Origin of the sequence: Psychrobacter sp. 219-2-C (genome assembly GCF_049560815.1) — a bacterium.
GTDB lineage: Bacteria > Pseudomonadota > Gammaproteobacteria > Pseudomonadales > Moraxellaceae > Psychrobacter > Psychrobacter faecalis.
On the sequence record NZ_CP186933.1, the window covers coordinates 1691033 to 1710784 of the forward strand.

Genomic DNA, 19752 nt, shown 5'->3' on the forward strand with positions numbered 1-19752 from the left:
AAGCAAAGCGCCATACAATTACTTTGTTGATATAGATATTATGCGGTCACCTATGGCATTATTAAACGCAGAGAACAAAATTCATTTACGCTTACTTGTTAAGGATAAAAACTGACTATGTATGACCAACTTAGAATATTAGAAAAAATGGTACTCGACATCAAAAAACAGTATCAGCTTGTCAGTGCTGAACTTAGCAGCCTCAAACAACAACCAGTGACTGACCCAAAAGAGCTTACCGCTCTTAAAACCAAGCTTGATAGCAGCTATAGCGAGCGTGACGGTGCCAAAAAACAATTAAACGATCTTGATAAGCGCTATCAAAGCCTTGCCGAAGCGCATCATATGATTGGTGAAGAACAAGACAAATTGCACAAGCAAATCGAGCAATTACAGCATCAAAACCATGCCTTGCAGCAGCGTAATAATGAATTAAAACAGCAGTATAGCGATATTAAGCAGCAAAATAGTGACTTGAAGAAGAAAAATGAATTGGCCGCTGAGCGTACCCAAGTGGTTTTACAGCGTTTGACACGTATTGACCAAGCCGAAAGTTAAGCAGACGTTGATATTCATTATGCTTAATTTGAGCAATTTTGCTGATTAACTTTATCTATTCAGCATTTAAGTTTATCAGCACCCTATTTATAGGAATGACAGTTAATTATTCACTTTAATGACACATATTGTAGGATTTATCATGACCGATGACCGCGCAAACCCTGTAGAGCGTCAGCTGCCAAGCAGTCAGACCAATAACATTCAACCCACAAATATTCAACCCACAACCACTCAATCAACAGCCACTCCAGCAAAAGACAGTCAAACACAAACCACGCAACCACAAAAAGCCATGCCAAATAATTCGAACCTGCAAAATAACAATGCAAATAGCAATGTAAACAATAACGCAAATAACAATGCAAATAGCAACAAGACAACTAATAGTACGGTAAATAGCGCTGCTAAACCTGAAAGTGCCCCTGAGCCGCAAATTAAAAAGGTCGATGTGGCGATTGCTGGCGTAACCTACCCTATTTTTTGTCCTGTACACGAGCAAGAAGAATTGCGTGCAGCAGTTTCCTATATCAACGACTTTGCTCTAAAGTTAAGAAGAGATGCACCAAGTCTTAGCCAAGAAAACCTACTGGTATTAACCTGCTTAAATTTATATGAAAAAATCCAAACTCATGAAAGAAACGAAGAAGATCGTCTCCAACAAAGCAAACAGTCTGAAGCACTGCTCAACAAAATTATGAAAGATGCGCATTCTGTTCTATAAATTTGCCTCAATATGAAATAGGTATTCTAAAAAGATAAGCGCTTAACTCATCAGAGCTAAGCGCTTCTTTAAATGGTGATAAAAGCTTATCGACTTGTGATTAACAACTTATGGCTTACAAGTTAGGCATCTGCTTGATAAGTCTTACCAGCATGAAAGTCTGCTTGATGCTCATAATTGCAAAAGAACAATGCTTTATTAGCGGCCATATCATTATTACTATTTAAAGTAGGTGTAGATTCCAGCACACCGCGATACTCAGCCAAACTGTTGCCACAAAAATCACACTGGCGCGGCGTGGTCACATCGCCCTTTTTTGGCATCATGCTTTTTGGCGCACGCGGGTACATAAACTTATAAAAGCCCCACATCACAGCCCAGATAATAAGAATTACAATGATAACGGCCAACACGGCAGTGCTCCTTCGAATAGGGTCTAAAACATTATAAACCTAACGCAGTAGAATAAACGCATAAAAAACTGGCCATATACAGCCAGTTTTTTGTATCGTTAATAAATTAACCGCATAGACGCTTAAACTAACGTCGGTCTATCACTGTCGAACTATAATCAACCAACTATAGCTGCAGCTCACTGATGTCAGCCACGGTTAAGAATAAGGCGCGCACTTGCTTGAGCAGTGCTAAGCGATTGTTCTTTAGCGCCGCATCTTCACTATTGACCATGACATCAGCGAAAAACTGGGTCAATGGCGCATCTAAACTGACCAGCGTTTGCAATACTTGCGTATAGTCAGCGGTTTCTAGCAAAGGTTTGACCGCCGTTTGCGCTTGCTGAACCGCTTGATATAACGTTTGCTCAGCAGCTTCAGATAATAGCGCTTCATCCACAGTGTCAGCGACACTTACTTCTGATTTCGCTAAAATGTTGGCAACACGTTTGTTTGAATCGGCAAGCTCTTCGGCTTGTGGCAATTCACTAAAGGTTTGCACAGCGCGAATACGCTGATCAAAATCAAGCGGCATATGCGGATTGATTGCCTGTACTGCCTGAATGGTATCGACGCTAATGCCCTGCTCGGTATACATCGCCCGATAGCGCGAGTTTAAGAACGCCATCACTTGGGTAAAGGTATCGCCCATTTTAGCAATTTTACTGCCTTCACTGGTGCTATAACCTTTAATCGCTTGCTCAACGAGCGCCACCAAATTAATTGGTAATTGCTTTTCAATCAAAATACGCAAAATTCCAATGGCTGAACGACGTAAGCTAAATGGGTCTTTTGAGCCAGTCGGTGCTTGGTCAATGGCGAAAATACCAACCAACGTATCTAAACGATCAGCCAACGCTAAGCAAATACCAATCGGTGTCTGCGGTAATACATCACCGCTGAACTTAGGCAAATATTGCTCTTGCAGGCTGGCCGCGACGGCTTCAGGTTCATTATTTAAGCGCGCATAATACGTACCCGCGATACCTTGTAGCTCAGGATATTCACCGACCAATGAGCTGGCCAAATCCGCTTTGGATAATATTGCGGCTCGTACCGTTTCATCAACATTAATATCGCGACCTTGCTGCTGCATCAGTGTAGCGATAAAGGCAGCAAGCTTGGCAATACGCTCAGATTTTTCCCATATCGTACCGAGCTTATCTTGGAAGACACGCGTTTTTAGGCTTTCAGTCAAAGCAAATAAAGGCTGCTTTTGGTCTTGCAAGAAGAAAAACTCCGCATCCGCCAAACGCGGACGCACGACTTTCTCGTTGCCTTCGATGATTTGATTCGGGTCTTTTGACTCAATATTGGTGATAAAAATAAAGTAAGGCTGCAATTTGCCTTCCTTATCGGTCAAGCAAAAATATTTTTGATCCGCTTGCATGGTCGAGATAAGCGCTTCTTGCGGCACTTGTAAAAAGCGCGCTTCAAAGTTTGCTCGTAGCGCAATCGGGAAATCAACCAACGCCGTCACTTCATCTAACAAATCTTGCGGCACGATCGGATCGGCATTAACTTCATCGGCTAGCGTTTTGACTTGGTTTTTAATCAACGTTTGACGCTTATCAAAATCCGCCACGACTTTTAAACCATCGAGCAGCTGCTCATAATCGTTAGCATGCGTAATCTCGTGATAGTCAGGACTGTGGAAGCGATGACCGCGCGTTTGCTTGCCAGTTTGATGTCCTTGGATAGTCGTATCAATGACCGCATCATCTTGCATCAATACCGCCCATTGTACCGGACGTACAAACTCATTGCGGCTCGCGCCAGAACGCATACGCTTAGCAATCGGCAAATTATCAAGCGCGGTTTGGAAAATAGTAGGTAGTAACTCAGTCGTCGCTTGACCCTGAATAATCTGCTCATAGCCGACATAATCACCTTTATCGGTGTTGATAGTGATCAGCTCGCTGGCGTCGATACCTAAACCCTTAGCAAAACCCATCGCTGCGCGCGTTGGATTACCATCGCTATCAAACGCCGCTTTAATCGCAGGACCACGTTTTTGCTCGCTACGATCAGGCTGCTTGTCGCTGATACCCTCAATTTGAATCGCCAAACGACGCGGCGCAGCAAAGGCTTTAATACTATCGAAGCCAATTTCAGCTTCATTTAACTGCTCGGTGACACTGGCTTGTAGCGCATCACGTAAAGGTTTTAGGCTTTTTGGAGGTAATTCTTCACACCCCAGTTCAAATAGAATAGTACTCATGGGATGCTCCTATTTATTGTTAGTTTGGTTATTGTTAGTAGTTTGATTGTCATTTGTGTTTTCAGTTATTTCATCTTCTTTTGGCAAATACTTATCGAGCGCCGCTTGACGATGCGCCTCATCAGCCAATGGGAAGCCTAACTTAGCGCGTGCTTCGACATAACCAATGGCGACTTTACGTGCCAGTGTACGCACTCGCAAAATAAAACGCTGTCGTTCGGTCACTGAAATCGCACCGCGCGCATCAAGTAAGTTAAAGGCATGCGAGGCTTTTAGTACCATCTCATAAGCTGGTAATGGCAACCCTTCAGCAACCAACTTATCAGCCTGCTGCTCATAAAAGTCAAACATCTGACCCATCATTGGCACATCAGCATGCTCAAAGTTATAGGTTGATTGTTCAACTTCGTTTTGATGGAAAACATCGCCATAGGTTACGCGACCAAATTCGCCATCTGCCCAGACCAAATCATAGACGCTATCAACGCCTTGTACATACATCGCCAAGCGCTCAAGACCATAAGTAATCTCGCCTGTCACAGGGAAACACTCGATACCGCCAACTTGTTGAAAATAAGTAAACTGCGTCACTTCCATGCCGTTAAGCCAAATCTCCCAACCAAGCCCCCACGCACCAAGCGTTGGCGACTCCCAGTTGTCTTCAACAAAACGCACATCATGTACCAATGGATCAATACCGATAGCGCGTAGTGAATCCAAATACAGCTCTTGGATATTGGGTGGATTGGGCTTTAGAACCACCTGAAATTGATAATAATGCTGCAAACGGTTCGGGTTATCACCGTAGCGGCCATCGGTTGGACGGCGCGATGGTTGCACGTAAGCCGCATTCCAGCGCTCAGGACCTAGCGAGCGCAAAAATGTCGCGGTATGAAAGGTACCAGCGCCGACTTCCATATCATAAGGCTGCAAGACCACACAGCCCTTATCAGCCCAATAGTTCTGTAAGGTGAGAATTAAATCTTGAAAAGTCATCGGCTGAGCATGTTTTTCTTGTGTCATCGAAGTTGTCGCTTGAGATGTCATAGTTTGGATTGTCATAGTTTGGGGCATGTCATAACGCCGCGGTGGAATGGGTATTATAAAATAAGATATTGATAGCGCGCGTATGGCCTATTTGGCAACGACGCTATTTGCCTGCTCACCTTACTAAAAATTGACCATTTTATCTATATTTAGCACAATTAAATTTGTCTAAACCGCTTAAATAGTCAGTTATTTGCTTGGTTCATCATCAAAATCTACCTATCAGCGTCGTTAAGCCGATAGATATAAAAACAAGATAAAAAAATACCCAAATGCGTGAGCATTCGGGCAGGAGGAAAAGTGTGTCGCAGGCATCCTGATGAGTCAGGCTTTTTGTTTTTCATGGGCTATTGTTTTTATTTTAGCCTCATATTTTATGTTCTTAACGTTGTCTTTATTTAGATGACTTTAGATTTAGATAACGCTAATATCGACAAACAATATTCATCTTAACTTTATAACTTTGCTTTTAGTGATAAGACTGATTATTTGCTTTAGGCATGATTATCCATAAGATAATATAAATTAAGATGCCTGGAACAGCGGCGCTCATGGTGGAGACAATAACAAATAACAATCTAACCCATGTTGGCGACCAGCCAACATATTCTGCAATACCGCCCATCACACCTGCTATCATGCGATTATTTTGTGAGCGATGTAATTTTGCTAACTTAGCCAAATCAAATACCTCTCTTAATATTGGTTATATTTATTTTATAGCTATTATTTATCGTTATTTTTGAATATTATTTTTCAAAACTATTCTTAAATTCATATCAGTCTTTTCAACTTACGAATCAGTATAGCAACTATTCCTATTATATCTGTTGAGGATGTAGACGTGCTTTGTGAGTTTATGCTACTTAAGCTTACTCTAAGCTCTCATAATTACGCCTAAACTCCTGATTTTAAATAGCTATTTCAAAATGTTTCATCATTCACTTTGTTTCGCTTATATTACATATTCTGTTACAACTTTAAAAAGTTCAAGCAATCACTTTAAATCTGTTTAGGTGGAAAAACTTTATTATCTATTGATAATTTGATATTAAAAGTCCTTTATAAAATAATGCCTATTTACAATAACCTACCTGTAAATCTATCCAAACCTTTATACCATGCTATTAAATCATCAAGGCTTAGGAAATATGAATTGCCACGATGAATCATAACTAAAATAAAAACAGCACATAAGGAAAGCTATGTACGAGTCAGGATTAATGATTGGACATTTTGAACCGCTACATTTAGGACAAATGCGCAGTATATTGGATGCCGCAGGACAAGCAAAGACGCTACATATTGTGATTATGATGCACCCTGCTCCACATCCAGACTTCAATATTACCTTGCAAGATAAGGCACGTTGGCTACAGATGGCGTGTGCAGATTTGCCATTTATCCATATTCATACCACTGATGAGATTGAGCTGCCGCTACATGAAAGCTTTGCCGATGTAAGCATCGATATTGTGGCGAGCAATGCCAAGCTGCAACGTTTAAAAGATGCATTAGGCCTGCCAACAGAAACGGTATTATTCGTTGCAGAGAACCATCCTTTGGCGCAGTCGGACGTTTCTGGACAGTTAGTCATGCCAGTAGTCACGACGCCATTGCAATCTGAATTTGATTCTCACGCTATTGCACGTAATCCGGTCGCCCACTGGTCGGCGCTGCACCCACAAGTGCGCGGCGACTATACCAAAACGGTGGCAATTGTTGGCGGTGAAAGCTCGGGCAAGACGACTTTGGTACATAAGCTTGCCAACTATTATGGAGCCAGCTTTGCGCTTGAGATGGGACGGCTGTATGTCGGTACAGATTTGGGCGGTAGCGAGATTGGATTGCAGTATAGCGATTATGGTCCCATTGCCCTCAATCATGCCCAAGCGATCCGTGCTGCCGCTGCTAGGGCAACAGCGCCCGTAACCATTATCGATACAGATTTTGTCACCACGCAGGCTTTTTGTGAAGAGTACGAAGGTCGTACCCATCCCTTTGTGAGCGCATGTATCGATGAGTTTCGCTTAGACCATACCATCATGCTTGATAACAATACTCCATGGGTTGACGATGGCATGCGCTCATTGGGTACACCTGAGGCTCGCGGTCGCTTTGAGCAGCGCTTATTAGATATTTTTGCCCGTCATGATATTGAGCTCCATATGATTGATCAGCCCGATTATAATGCCCGCTATCAGCATGCTTTATTAATTATTGATAAGCTTATCTATGGTAAATAACAAACTTAAAAAAACCATAGAAAAAATACGGTTAAAAAAATAACTCTAAAATAAGAAAAAAACGATAATAGCTTCCATACTTTGAGGAAAAAGACGTTATGCGTATTCAGCTTCTAGACAACATCACCGGCAAATGGGCGATTCAATGGATTGTCCTATGGTTTATTTGCGGTGTCATTGCTTTATCAGCAGGCTTTTGGCTGACTACCGAACACAATACCCTTGATTGGTTTTATTTAGCCGTGTCATTTATCGGTTTGATTTGCGTGGTGTCATTATCGTTCCGCAAAAATATTTTGGGTAATGGTTTTGGGATGGCGGCGACCGCAGGTGAATTTGTGGTTCAAGCGACTTCTGGCGCCGTTGGTTTGATGCTCGCACCGTTATTTAACTTTTTTAGTCATCTTTATGGGATTTTTTATTGGTCCAAGCATACCGACGACGATGGCGATATGGTGCCCAAATCTGCCAGTCGCTGGATTTGGCTATTAACCATCGCTTTTATGGTCATCGGTTTGGCGCTGTTTCCTACAGTAAATAACTTACTTGCCAGCTATGGTTACGCCGTCGTTGAAGATGATAATAGTAAGTTTTTGGGCTTTATCTCTTTCTTTTGGATTAATGTTATCGCTTTTGTGCTGTCTATCACTGCGCAGGCAGCGATGATTCTGCGTTATTCATTTAACTGGTGGTTATGGATTTTATCCAATTTCGTTTGGCTAACCGTTAACCTAATGTCGGGCAATTATATCTTTGCCATTCAAACCATGGTTTACCAAGTTAATTCATTTGTCGGACTGTATGAATGGTATCGCAGCGAGCAAGACTCTAGAGAGTCAACCCAACCAGTAGGTTAAGGGATAATTTTGGTAAAACATAAAAAGTTGAAAAACAGACAAATGAGGTTAATAAGATAGTATGTTTTGACTGTGCGGTTTACCAGATAAAATGGCAGGTTGTGCCAATTAGTGCTACAACTGGTAAGAATAAATTTATTTGCTAACAAGGAGGTTAGTATGTCTCGTACCCGTCAAGGCCGTATGTCAAAACGCACACTTGAGCAATGGCTCAGTGAATATTCTGTCAGCCATCAAAACCTAGTCAATAAAAAAATCCATTGGCTCTGTGTTCCAACCATTTTTGTCAGTATCTTAGGCATGGGCATGTCGCTATCGGTCTGGTTCACCTTGGTGATGAGCGCCTTAGTTTTAATATTTTATATGCGTTTATCGACGCCGCTGTTTTTGGCAATGGGCATATTTATTCTCATTTGCTTATCAGTGATGACGCTACTGCCGTGGGGCTTTAAGGTTTGGGCAGCTATCTTTGTGGTTGCTTGGATTGGACAATTTGTTGGCCATAAAATTGAAGGCAAAAAACCGTCTTTCTTTGAAGATTTGCAGTTCTTGCTGATTGGTCCAGCATGGGTAGCTAATAGCTTGATGCGCCGTAAAAAAGCTCAATAAACGGTATTTAATGCTGCTACTAGCTTAACTTTTCCGTTTAATACAGTTGAAAAAGCGCCACCCAATAATCCATTGAGTGGCGCTCTTTCTAATTGCTAGCTATTTTAAAAAATAGCTTATTTACCAAATACTTTCATACGCTCTTCGAGAGGCTTAAATTCCTTGTCGCCTGCGGGTTGTTCGATAGCGCCAAATACCAATTGCGCGTTCATCTCCCAATGCTCATCAATATTCCACTCTTCAGCGACTTTTTTATCGATAATAGGATTGTAATGCTGTAAGTTGGCGCCGACATCAATACTGGCTAACGCCGTCCAAATAATGTACTGGTGCATCGCATTGGTTTGGTGCGCCCAAATTGGAAATTTGTCTGCATACAAAGGCGCAGCAGCTTGCATGTCTCTGACGACGCTATGATCTTCAAAAAACAAGATAGTACCAGCACCTGCTTTAAAGCCATCCATTTTTTGCTTGGTCGCCGCAAATTGCTCTTCGTTATCGACGATATCGTGTAGGGTATCTTCGGTTAGTTGCCAAAGCTTGTTATGGTCGTCACCAAACAAAACAGCGATACGCGTTGATTGCGAGTTAAATGACGATGGCGTATGTAAAACCGCATGTTCAACCAACTTGACGATCTCATCATTTGAAACGGGTAATTGATCGCTCAAAGCATAAACTGAACGACGTTTTTCTGCCAATTTCTCTAATGTTTTTAGGTCTGACATAATTTTCTCCATATTATTTATTAGGAATATTAGTGATTAGAAGCTAATGAATACGAGTACGATTAATGGGTAATACCAAGCAAGCGTACTATCAACAAATCTGCTGTATTATAAGAAAGATTGACCTTAATCAATACTTCCTTTTTGTAATTATATCTTATTAATAGTTTATGAAAACCAAAATAAACTAAACAAACTAACCTTTAAAGCCTTGCGGTAATTCTGGTGCTGGCAAGCGTTTCATGTCTGAGTCGATATTACCAAAACGCTCATGACCGTTGTTCCAGTCGATGATAGATTGCTCAATCTCTTCTTTGTTGTCGGCGACAAAGTTCCACCACAGCAGCACTTGATTGTTTAATGGCTCACCGCCGATAAACATCACACGGGTGCCTTTTTTGGCGACTAGCTTGATGCTTTTATTATTGGCAACGTCGCTATCGTGGAAGCGGAACAATTGATCTTGCTCACAAATTTTGCCTTCAGACTCAATCTGTCCTTCTGTCACCAAGATACCATATTCAAAACCCGGTTCTAGGTTAAGCGTAACTTCACCATCCTCTAAAAAGTAAACGTCGATACCGACCATTTTTGAGTACTGAATGGTTGGCGCTTCATAGCGCTTACCTGTGACGCTGTCATAGCTGCCCGTCGTCAATACCATCTCGACGTTATCTTCACGCCATGTCGGTAGCTCTGGATAATGGTGGAAACTGCGTTCGATTTGTTGATCGGTCGGTAGCGCAATCCACAGTTGTACCATACTTAGACCACGAGCGGCATCTGCCGAACCACCGGTATCAGGAAAAACGCTCTGCTCTGTATGACTGATACCTTGGGTAAGGCCAGTACCTGCTGTCATGACGTTGACTTGGTTTTTGGTAATCACTTGCTTATTACCCAAGCTGTCTTTGTGCAGTACTTCACCATTTAGCATCCAGCTAAAGGTTTGCAGGTTGGTGTGCGGATGACGACCGACTTGCATACCGCTTTCATCTTCGCTAAATTCAGCAGGACCTGCATGGTCTAGAAAGCACCAAGCACCAATTGGCTGCTTACCTTTATTGGGTAACAGACGAGCAATGGGAATGCCGCCCACATCTGCTAAGCGCGGCTCTAGGGTTTCAATACTCATAATTTACCTCTTATGATGTGATATAGAATCTAGTGTGACCAAAAGATAAAAATTAATGTCTATTATTTGGCATTAAAAGCTCATTTAGTCTTAAAAGTTTATAGGTACTTCCATTAGTAATACTTTAGCACCATCGAGGACATCCATCGTAAAGTTCTTGGTATCCCAAACACCTAGACCATCGCGGGTATCCAAAGTGTTACCGTTTATAACGACTTTACCGCTAATGACAAAAATATAGACGCCATTGTTAGGATTTTTAAGCTGATATGTCTCTGTCACGCCTTTATCAAAATCACCCATGCTAAACCAAGCATCTTGATGAATCCACACGCCTGCATCATCGCTATTAGGCGATAAAATTTGGTTAAACGCATTTGGCTTCATCAATTCATCCATACGGATTTGCTGATAACGAGGCTCAGCGTTCATTTTGTTTGGAATGACCCAAATCTGTAAAAAACTCACCGCTTCATGGTCATCGGCGTTCATTTCACTGTGGGTGATACCCGTGCCCGCCGACATGACTTGGATTTCACCGGTTTCAATGATGCCATTATTACCGATGTTATCGCCGTGACCGAGCTTGCCTGATAAAGGAATGCTGATAATTTCCATATCGCGATGTGAATGTTTACCAAAACCCTGACCTGCGATGACAAAATCATCATTAATAACACGTAGCGCCCCAAAGCCCATACGTTCTGGATTGTGATAATTGGCAAAGCTAAAGGTATGTTTGCTCTTTAGCCAACCATGGTTGGCATCGCCACGAGAATCTGCTGCATGATAGATGGTTCTCATAATGTATCCTTAATTATTAATAAGTTAAACTGCTTTAGAATTTGACATTCATTAACTCGTTTAAACAATGAAACTATTATAATTGTTGTCTACTAACAGATAAATAACAATATCCGCAATTGACTATTCTTATTTTTAGAACAATATCATCATAAATTTAAGGTAATATATTTATAACAGAACTCTGTATACTCATAACAGTACAACTAGCATGAGCTGTTACTATGACCAAAGTTACGATAAAAGTGTGATGAAAAAAGTAACGCGAGCAGGTGTAAATTAAGTCTAGAAGATGTTAATCATACGATATAAGGAAATTTAACCATGTCAGATATGGCAAAGACAGATGTAGGGAATAAACAACCATTACATTATGAAGTTATTAATAATTCCGAAAAGAAGCGTTTTGAGATTCATATCGATGACAAAATCGCTTTAGAGGATTATGGATTTTTCACCACGAGCGCCGGCGAAAAAGGTATTGAATACAAACATACCGAAGTGCCAGCAGAGTTAGGTGGTCAAGGCATTGCAAGCTATCTGGTCAAATACATTTTGGATGATGCAGCGGCGAAAAACCTGCGAGTGAAACCAACTTGTTCTTATGTAAAGTCTTATATTGACAAGCATCCAGAGTACCAAGACAATTCAGTATTTCATAACGCTACGCCTTGAATAGCGATACATAAGTGCTTAACCAGCAAGCAAGAAAAACGCCCTATCAATAAAGCTAGGGCGTTTTTTATTGGCAATGGTTTAGGTGAGATTTATTATTGGTAGTATTCCTTAAGCGATATGCGCTAAGAATTCTTTATCGCGTGCCATCACTGATAAATACAGCACGGGCAATACAAACAAACCTACAGCCCAAAAACTCAGCTGCGTATATAGCAGCGCACCGACTAACGCGCCAACTAAAAAGCTAAACACCAATACTGAGCTGTGTGCCAGTTTTTTGCCATTATCGGCGTTTCGGTTAAGGAGATAATCAGTCAAATTGATACCCAGTTGCGTGGTATTTCCAGTCATCAATACCGTCGGGCTCATGTGCTTAATCACTGTCTTGCTAGCGGTATTACGAATCGCCAGTGCAATGAGACCGAGTCCACCCGTTATTGCTACGGTAATATCGCCGGCATCAACAAACGGCTGATAATAAAGCCCAGCCACCATAAATGCGGTCAAAAAAGCCGCTTCTGCTAAAAATAAATAGCTCAAGGTCAGTTGTTTATTCTGACTATGGTCAATAAATATCTTGGTGACCATAACCGTTAAAATGAACAACGGTAAAGCGGCAAGTTTAATCCATAAACCCGCCTCACCTTTCACCAAGCCACTACCAGCCATCACCAAGTTACCCGTGACATGGGCAGTAAAAAAACCAAACAAGGTGATAAAACCAATGGTATCAATCGCACCGCCGACCACGGTTAATAATACGGGCGTTTGATGACGTTGCCAAAAACTGGGCGGCTTGGCAGCCTCTGCAGAGATAGGATTAGGCACGCGACGACTGGCTTGCAAATTTACGATTGATGGATTCTTTTCGCAAACTACCGATAATTAATGCGATATTTATGGATGCGCTCATAGGGGCTCCTTGATTATGATCATAAGATGATATTGTTTAAACCATTTACTCTACTAGATTCTGCGCGTATGACTGTTATCAATTGAATATGAGCCTGGTCCATGAGCAAAAATCATCAAGAAACCGCCTGCCATGGCAATATTTTTCATAAACGGGTTCATTTGTGATTCATCAATCCAAAATTGATGGAAAAGTAGCGCCGACACAATGCTAAAACCAGCCATTAAAATCGCCACCAAGCGCGCTTTGAAGCCTAATAAAATTGCGATACCGCCAAGCAGCTCAACAGCAATGACTAAAGGCAATAGCATACCAGGTACGCCCATCGATTCCATGTAACCTTGGGTGGCCGCGTAGCCAGTAATTTTGGTAAAGCCAGAAAAGATAAAGATCATCGATAACAATAAGCGACCAATTGGGGCGCTCAGCTCTTACAGCTTATCCATAAGTATTCTCCAATAACATAAAAGTCATCATTATAAAAATTTTACCCAAAAGACTTTTGTTCGATTAAATGATGGCATTATTGTAGTCGTTGCTTAATAGCAGATAAACCAAGATAATCGCAAATATAAGTTCTCTTTTAGAGAACAGTCAAATAGCAATTCTACTGGTACAATATTAAAAACGTCAATAGCGTTACGTGCTATTTATACTCACTATTAAGACAGTTAGCATTTTAGCCATACTATTAGACGCTAGAGATAAGCGCCACAGAAAGAAACATTTTTCGATGCCATTTAGCGTTTAATATCCTAATTTTTTTCTACACTCATTATGTTATTATGTAAGACATACTTAACGCTAGCTTCTACTTACTTACCTAAAAAGGATGATTTATGATCACTATAAATTCTATTAAAAAAACAAACCGCGCCATTACTTTTGCTGCTATCGGTACGCTTGGTTTGCTTAGCACACTAGGTCACGCTGCAACTTATGAGCTTGATTCCAAACATACCGCCGTACGTTTTTTCGTCGATCACTTTGGTACCACGACCAACGCTGGCGGCTTTTATAATCTATCAGGTACGCTTGAGTACGCACCTAAAGAGAAAAAAGGCTTTGTCGGTATTACTATCCCGATGGGCAGCTTGAGCACAGGTATTAAAGCGTTTGATGGTCACCTTAAATCTGCCGATTTCTTCAATGTAAAAGAACACCCAACCGCTTATTTTAAATCGACTAAGTGGGAATTTGACGGCGATAAAGTCAAAGCGGTCAAAGGCGATTTAACGCTGCTAGGTCAGACGCATCCAATCACTTTAACGGCCACTAAATTTAACTGTTATGACAGTCCTTTATTAAAAGCTGAAGCGTGCGGTGGTGATTTTGAAACCACGATCGATAGAACCAAATGGGGCATCAACACCTTTACCGATGGCGGTATGATGAAAGACATCAAACTGGTCGTTCAGGTAGAAGGCAGTAAAAAAGCCGATCTTAAATAAGACGGCTTGACGACTTTAAACCGTATTTTATACGGAACACAGTCTAAACTATTTGGCGTTATTGATAAAAAGACTGGGTTTTTAACTCGGTCTTTTATTTTTTATATGATTAACCGCTAAATAATAACAGCCAAATAACAGTAAGGAGGTAGCTAAGATGGGACAACTAGAAGATATGGCGATGTTTGTGCGTATAGTCGAAGCGGGTAGCATTACCAAGGCCGCCGAGCAACTTAATATTGCTAAATCAGCAGTGAGCCGCCGACTCAAGGATTTAGAGACGCGTTTGGGCAGTCAACTGATTAGCCGTACCACGCGCCAATCAAACTTAACCCAAGCTGGCGAGCAATATTACCAAAAGGTGAACAATATCCTCAGCGAAGTGGACGCGCTAAACGAGGAAACCAGTGGCGCGCCGACACGTATCGAGGGCACCTTAAAAATGACTGCGCCTTTGTCATTTGGCTTGATGCACTTAAACGATGTCATCGATGAATATGCCAATCAGCATCCTAATCTGAACTTTGAATTAAACTTTTCTGACCGCCATACCGATTTGGTCGAAGAAGGCTTTGAATTAGCGATTCGGATTAGAGAGCTGCAAGATTCAAGCTATCAAGCCAAACGTCTGGCGCTGATTCGTTATACCTTATGTGCCAGTCCTGAATATCTGACTAGAATGGGCACACCAAAAACCATAGAAGATTTGGCCAAGCATGCGTTTTTACAATACGGTCTGAGTAAATCTAGCACGATAGAGCTGATAGACGAGCAAGGCAAAAAACATCAAGTCGCTATCAATTCAAAAATAAAAGTCAATAACGGCGATTTTTTGCGCGATATGGCGGTAAAGGGACACGGTATTGCTTTTTTGCCCAATTTCATCACTTATAAAACCCTAGCCAGTGGTAAGCTGGTGCCCATTATGCAGCAGTACCAACTGCCCACTTTAAACGCTTATGCGGTCTACCCGAAAAATCGCTTTTTGTCGCAGCGCTGTCGCTATCTCATTGATTTTATTGCCGAGCGTTTTGGTGATGACCCTTATTGGGATAAATTCTAATAAAACCAATTTGGCACACTGAGCAGTTTTTTTAAGTCGCTATAAATTCTCAAACTATACTGCTAGTATGATTTTAAGTTATCCATCAGTCATAAGGAGATGCGACATGGATTTATAGTCAATCCTACTTAAAAATGTTATAAACTAATTATCAAACCCAATTGTTATTATAAAGACCATGACTTACTCACTAGATTTCCGCAAACAAGTACTAAAAAGCTTAGACGAGGGTATGACCTTTGCCGAGGCAGCTAAATTCTATAACCTCAGCCCAACCACCATACAAAACTGGAAGAGACGTGTTCATAGTAAAACAACCAGGCAAACCAAACCCTATAAAATACCAGATGACGTGCTACTCAATGATGTCAAAGAACATCCTGATGATTATCAGTACGAGCGAGCACGTCGTTTAAACTGTAGTAAAACAGGCATTCATCATGCCCTAAAGCGCCTAGGCATCAGTCAAAAAAAAGACTTTAGAGCATCCAAAAGCCTGTTTGATAAAAAGAGCGATATATCAAAGTAAGCTTGATACTTTTAAACAACAAGGCTATCCCATCGTTTATATATACGCGCGTGGCTTTGAGGCTGAAACCATTCGCTCTCATGGTTATGCACCGATTGGTACACCTTGTATCGATAGCTACAACTGGCAAGGTAAAAAGCGAACCAACGTTATTGGTGCTCTGTATGAAAAGATGCTGTTTGCGCTTGATTACTTTGAGACAAACATCAACAGCAGCATATTCTACAACTGGTGCAAACAAACCCTAATCCCAAGTCTTAAAACCAAATGCGTGATTGTGATGGATAACGCCAGATTTCATAAGAGCAAACGTATTCAAAAGCTACTAAACAGGCACGGGCATCGTATTCTATGGCTGCCGCCGTACAGCCCTGATCTGAATCCTGAGCGAGGATAAAGCAAAGCACTGCTTTGCCCGAGCGCAAGACGAGAGCTGTGCTCGAGTGGGAGAAAAAATGGGCTCAGGTGAAGTTTCTACGCCAAGGCTGGATGGAAAACGACTTATCCAAATTGTTTTATGATGTTTGTCCCAACCATAACAATTTTATTTTGAGCTGACTATATATTGAAATTCTTGCATAAAAAATCCTTATCATCGTTATTATTATTTTTAAAATCTACAGACTATTATTATGCGCGACTAAAATTAAATGAGTGTGACAAATTATCCGTAATTTGTAACGGGTGCATTTTATAAGGCAGGGGTTTTTAGTATATCTATAAGCTTTTAATAGCGCTGCAAACTTGCCTTTTAAATGTTAAGTGCTAAATTTAAAATATAAAAAAAAGCCTTACTTCTTATAAGAAGTAAGGCTTTAGTGCTTTCGCAAGCTATATTTGGAGCGGGATAAGAGATTCGAACTCTCGACCCCAACCTTGGCAAGGTTGTGCTCTACCACTGAGCTAATCCCGCTAAATATCAAATCGTAATATTGTTAACAACGACTACGTCTCGATAGGCTGGCTATTTTAGCAAATATTCTGTAGGTGTCAATAGCTTTTTTCAATTTTTTAGCCCGTAACTGAAGCTTTGAGTGGTTTTCAAGGCAAGAAAACATATATATTATTGATTTCAATTACTATTTTCATTCCTAATAATAACGCTATAAATTTAAAATATTTAGAAATCGTAGCAAATTTTATGACGCCTACTATAAACGCGTAGCAAACTTGCACTTAACGTATTTACAATCCTACTGCCTATTGTTACTTTTTCTGTCTAGGTTTTCACTTGCCAACATTATTATACTTATGCCTAACGATAGATAGTTGCGGTAGAGCTTTATCGTTTCGGTAGATCAGCAGGCATGACAAGTTTTTAATCAGTTAACCTTTTTTAATAAAAAACCATCTTTACCGCGACCCTTTTAATTTCAATATTGTTTAATTTTTTTATATATTTACAGCGAGGACTTTTTATGAAGAAGCTATTTACCACCACCATCATGGCGGCATCTTTGTCGGCATTGACCCTGACTGGTTGCTCAAGTACCACCAGTACCGGCGCTGTCGGCGTTGACCGTCAGCAGTTGCTTTTGGTTTCTAGCGAGCAAGTACAGCAACTATCAGCGCAAAGCTACAATAAAAATATCCAAGAAGCACGCGCACGCGGTTTGCTTGATACCAATAAGGCCCAGCTCAATCGTTTAAAAAATATCTCTAACCGTTTGATTGGCCAAGTGGGCGTTTATCGTCCTGACGCAGCGAAATGGAAGTGGGAAGTTCACACCATTAAGTCTAACGATTTGAACGCCTTTGTGATGCCAGGTGGTAAGATTATGTTTTACACCGGTATCATTGATCGCTTAAATCTTAGCGATGACGAAATCGCCGCTATTATGGGTCATGAGATGTCTCATGCCCTACGTGAGCATTCACGCGAGCGCTTATCGCGTCAATATGCCACGCAAACGGGTATCGGTGTCGCAGCCAGTATTTTTGGTCTATCGCAAGGTCAGGCTGAGCTTGCTAACGTTGCAGGAGACTTAGGTTTAAGCCGTCCGCACAGCCGCACGCAAGAAGCAGAAGCTGACCAAATCGGTCTTGAGCTGATGGCACGTGCAGGTTACAACCCGCAAGCCGCGATTACCTTGTGGCAAAAAATGCAACGCGCCAGTCAAGGTGAGCCACCACAATTTTTGAGCACTCACCCAACCAGCAGCAACCGAATTGCGCAATTGCAATCATTGATGCCTAAGGTAATGCCGTTATATCAAAAAGCACGTCGTTAAAATTTAATGGCAAATGGTATTCATAGTAAATAGTAATAGACGACAATAATAGACGATAAAAGCAGAGCGTAATAAGGTTACGCTCTGCTTTTTTATGCGCATAACTAACGTGTCATGACACTTGCATAGAGGGCATTGCAGCATAAATATCAGGGTCTGCTATAATAAGTGCCATCAGCCATTTGAAAGGCCAAGCGTTATAATAACGAGGAATACTATGACAACTCATACGCCGACTGCAGACGCCCTAAATAAGGAACTGCAAGCCCTGCAAGCACAGCATATTGAACTGGTGAATGAATCAATGAACCATGCCGGTTATTTTGACGGCAAAGAAAGTCACTTTAAACTGACCATTGTCAGTGATGCCTTTGAAGGCAAACGCTTGGTGGCGCGGCATCAGCTCGTGTACAATCTAGCAAATCCACTTTTGACCTCACAAGGTGGTCAAATCCACGCCTTGGCTATCCACGCTTATACGCCAACAGAATGGCAAGGCCAAAGCCCTGACAGCCCATTATGCGCAGGGCAAAATAAAGGCTAGTCTCAAAAATTAGTCTTAACGCTATTCCCAAATAACATAGATAAGCTGGCAAACGGCACCTTTAAAGGAAACCCTATCCAATGAAACATCTACATATGCTCATGGCCGTCCTGTTGATTGCGCTGTTTTTATACCAAAGCTATGTGGTATTAAGCGCAAACAAAAAGCCACCATTTGCGGTAAAAATATCGACCCATATTCTCTATGCCGTCATTATTATTTCAGGGGCTGGCATGTTGGTGCAACTCATGAGTGTTAATGCGCCAGTACAGTGGGTATTTGCTAAAGTCATCTTGTTGGTTGCCGCACTCAGTGCCAGTATTAAAGCCTTTAATGATAAAGCCACGCCTAGCCAAAGAAAAACGGGCATTCTGATCGCGGGTATCGCCTATGTTGGTATCTTGGTACTCGCCTTTACCAAGCCGGGTAATTTGTTTTAATCGGGACTAAAAGACATATTTTTTCAATATCTTAATCGCCGTTTTTTTGATATCTTAAATAGATACCATCACATCAACGTAGCCTAACGGAGACATTATGAAAACTCTTACTGCAGCAACACTACTCGCAACAGCTGGCGTTTTTGCTCTCTCGGGCTGCGCCTCAACGGGTAACATTACGCCGCAATACGTGCCACCGAGCACTTATCAAAGCTATGACTGCCAAGCACTGAGCCAAGAATATAACCGTGTCAATCGCTATGTCAATGCAGCACGCAATGAGCAATCGACCATAGCTACCTCGGGTGTCGGCGTTGGGGTTTCCGCTGGACGTTGGGGTATCTCGCCTAATATCAGCTTTGGCGTGGGTAAAAGTAATAATACCAAAGCTCGTGATGCCAAATTATCTCGCCTCTATGGTGAGCGTGATGCCATTATCCAATCGGCTCGTATCCAGCGCTGTAGCTTTGCCAATGGTATTAAGATTTATGGTGAGTAATCATTCATAGCTGTTTCATAGTT

23 protein-coding genes and 1 tRNA gene are annotated in these 19752 nt (G+C 41.5%); 14 read left to right on the forward strand and 10 right to left on the reverse strand.

Going from position 1 to position 19752, the window contains the following annotated elements:
• Positions 1–117 precede the first annotated feature (117 nt).
• Positions 118–558, forward strand: coding sequence for a hypothetical protein (locus ACPEGP_RS06825; protein ID WP_102077499.1), 441 nt, complete (start codon positions 118–120; stop codon positions 556–558).
• A 142-nt stretch (positions 559–700) separates the two neighbouring features.
• Complete coding sequence (locus ACPEGP_RS06830) at positions 701–1282, forward strand: cell division protein ZapA (protein WP_423812982.1); 582 nt, start codon at positions 701–703, stop codon at positions 1280–1282.
• Between the two features lie 122 nt (positions 1283–1404).
• On the opposite strand, the gene ACPEGP_RS06835 is transcribed toward ACPEGP_RS06830, so the two are convergent.
• The 4 genes from ACPEGP_RS06835 to ACPEGP_RS06850 form a co-directional block, all read right to left on the reverse strand.
• On the reverse strand, positions 1405–1695 hold the full coding sequence (locus ACPEGP_RS06835; RefSeq protein ID WP_369957748.1) for a hypothetical protein: 291 nt from the start codon (positions 1693–1695) through the stop codon (positions 1405–1407).
• Positions 1696–1861: 166 nt separating this feature from the next.
• Positions 1862–3955, reverse strand: a complete 2094-nt coding sequence (gene glyS / locus ACPEGP_RS06840) for a glycine--tRNA ligase subunit beta (RefSeq protein WP_423812983.1) — start codon at positions 3953–3955, stop codon at positions 1862–1864.
• Between the two features lie 9 nt (positions 3956–3964).
• Positions 3965–5002, reverse strand: coding sequence for a glycine--tRNA ligase subunit alpha (gene glyQ, locus ACPEGP_RS06845; protein WP_423812984.1), 1038 nt, complete (start codon positions 5000–5002; stop codon positions 3965–3967).
• 469 nt (positions 5003–5471) lie between these two features.
• Complete coding sequence (locus ACPEGP_RS06850; RefSeq protein WP_289047297.1) at positions 5472–5684, reverse strand: PspC domain-containing protein; 213 nt, start codon at positions 5682–5684, stop codon at positions 5472–5474.
• Between the two features lie 523 nt (positions 5685–6207).
• Here ACPEGP_RS06850 and nadR point away from each other — a divergent pair.
• The 3 genes from nadR to ACPEGP_RS06865 all read left to right on the forward strand — a co-directional run bounded on the left by nadR (position 6208) and on the right by ACPEGP_RS06865 (position 8714).
• Positions 6208–7248, forward strand: coding sequence for a multifunctional transcriptional regulator/nicotinamide-nucleotide adenylyltransferase/ribosylnicotinamide kinase NadR (gene nadR, locus ACPEGP_RS06855; RefSeq protein WP_423812985.1), 1041 nt, complete (start codon positions 6208–6210; stop codon positions 7246–7248).
• A 98-nt stretch (positions 7249–7346) separates the two neighbouring features.
• Positions 7347–8105 carry a nicotinamide riboside transporter PnuC gene (pnuC, locus tag ACPEGP_RS06860; protein ID WP_423812986.1) on the forward strand — a complete coding sequence of 253 codons (759 nt, stop codon included), beginning with the start codon at positions 7347–7349 and terminating at the stop codon, positions 8103–8105.
• 159 nt (positions 8106–8264) lie between these two features.
• Entirely contained in the window at positions 8265–8714 is a 450-nt protein-coding gene (locus ACPEGP_RS06865; protein ID WP_144296691.1) for a DUF962 domain-containing protein, read from the forward strand.
• Between the two features lie 116 nt (positions 8715–8830).
• On the opposite strand, the gene ACPEGP_RS06870 is transcribed toward ACPEGP_RS06865, so the two are convergent.
• From ACPEGP_RS06870 to ACPEGP_RS06880, 3 genes are all read right to left on the reverse strand, one after another.
• Positions 8831–9442 (reverse strand): nitroreductase family protein, encoded by a 612-nt coding sequence (locus tag ACPEGP_RS06870; RefSeq protein ID WP_068407496.1) that lies wholly within the window; start codon positions 9440–9442, stop codon positions 8831–8833.
• A 196-nt stretch (positions 9443–9638) separates the two neighbouring features.
• Positions 9639–10577, reverse strand: coding sequence for a pirin family protein (locus tag ACPEGP_RS06875; RefSeq protein ID WP_191692534.1), 939 nt, complete (start codon positions 10575–10577; stop codon positions 9639–9641).
• Between the two features lie 90 nt (positions 10578–10667).
• Positions 10668–11381 (reverse strand): pirin family protein, encoded by a 714-nt coding sequence (locus ACPEGP_RS06880; protein ID WP_191692533.1) that lies wholly within the window; start codon positions 11379–11381, stop codon positions 10668–10670.
• Between the two features lie 324 nt (positions 11382–11705).
• Here ACPEGP_RS06880 and ACPEGP_RS06885 point away from each other — a divergent pair, with 324 nt between their 5' ends.
• Positions 11706–12056 carry a GNAT family N-acetyltransferase gene (locus tag ACPEGP_RS06885; protein ID WP_423812987.1) on the forward strand — a complete coding sequence of 117 codons (351 nt, stop codon included), beginning with the start codon at positions 11706–11708 and terminating at the stop codon, positions 12054–12056.
• A gap of 111 nt (positions 12057–12167) precedes the next feature.
• Here the strand turns inward: ACPEGP_RS06885 and ACPEGP_RS06890 are convergent, their stop codons facing one another.
• Positions 12168–12887 (reverse strand): YoaK family protein, encoded by a 720-nt coding sequence (locus ACPEGP_RS06890; RefSeq protein ID WP_406947861.1) that lies wholly within the window; start codon positions 12885–12887, stop codon positions 12168–12170.
• A gap of 138 nt (positions 12888–13025) precedes the next feature.
• The gene (locus tag ACPEGP_RS06895) at positions 13026–13400 is read right to left on the reverse strand and encodes a DoxX family protein (RefSeq protein ID WP_423814260.1); all 375 of its coding nucleotides are present in this window, start codon (positions 13398–13400) and stop codon (positions 13026–13028) included.
• A gap of 411 nt (positions 13401–13811) precedes the next feature.
• Here ACPEGP_RS06895 and ACPEGP_RS06900 point away from each other — a divergent pair, with 411 nt between their 5' ends.
• From ACPEGP_RS06900 to ACPEGP_RS06915, 4 genes are all read left to right on the forward strand, one after another.
• A complete protein-coding gene (locus ACPEGP_RS06900; protein ID WP_423812988.1) occupies positions 13812–14423 on the forward strand; it encodes a YceI family protein in 612 nt (203 codons plus the stop codon).
• 157 nt (positions 14424–14580) lie between these two features.
• Positions 14581–15486, forward strand: coding sequence for a LysR family transcriptional regulator (locus tag ACPEGP_RS06905; protein ID WP_423812989.1), 906 nt, complete (start codon positions 14581–14583; stop codon positions 15484–15486).
• Between the two features lie 178 nt (positions 15487–15664).
• Positions 15665–16015 (forward strand): IS630 transposase-related protein, encoded by a 351-nt coding sequence (locus tag ACPEGP_RS06910; RefSeq protein WP_423812990.1) that lies wholly within the window; start codon positions 15665–15667, stop codon positions 16013–16015.
• Entirely contained in the window at positions 15987–16412 is a 426-nt protein-coding gene (locus tag ACPEGP_RS06915) for a transposase (RefSeq protein WP_423812991.1), read from the forward strand. The genes ACPEGP_RS06910 and ACPEGP_RS06915 overlap by 29 nt, the downstream gene beginning before the upstream one ends.
• A 441-nt stretch (positions 16413–16853) precedes the next feature.
• Here the strand turns inward: ACPEGP_RS06915 and ACPEGP_RS06920 are convergent.
• A tRNA-Gly gene (locus ACPEGP_RS06920) sits at positions 16854–16928 on the reverse strand.
• 505 nt (positions 16929–17433) lie between these two features.
• Here ACPEGP_RS06920 and ACPEGP_RS06925 point away from each other — a divergent pair.
• From ACPEGP_RS06925 to ACPEGP_RS06940, 4 genes are all read left to right on the forward strand, one after another.
• The gene (locus ACPEGP_RS06925; RefSeq protein WP_068407582.1) at positions 17434–18246 is read left to right on the forward strand and encodes a M48 family metallopeptidase; all 813 of its coding nucleotides are present in this window, start codon (positions 17434–17436) and stop codon (positions 18244–18246) included.
• Between the two features lie 217 nt (positions 18247–18463).
• A complete protein-coding gene (locus tag ACPEGP_RS06930; RefSeq protein ID WP_333614848.1) occupies positions 18464–18790 on the forward strand; it encodes a BolA family protein in 327 nt (108 codons plus the stop codon).
• A gap of 80 nt (positions 18791–18870) precedes the next feature.
• On the forward strand, positions 18871–19230 hold the full coding sequence (locus tag ACPEGP_RS06935) for a SirB2 family protein (protein WP_068407573.1): 360 nt from the start codon (positions 18871–18873) through the stop codon (positions 19228–19230).
• Between the two features lie 97 nt (positions 19231–19327).
• Entirely contained in the window at positions 19328–19729 is a 402-nt protein-coding gene (locus tag ACPEGP_RS06940; protein WP_423812992.1) for a hypothetical protein, read from the forward strand.
• Positions 19730–19752: the final 23 nt, after the last annotated feature.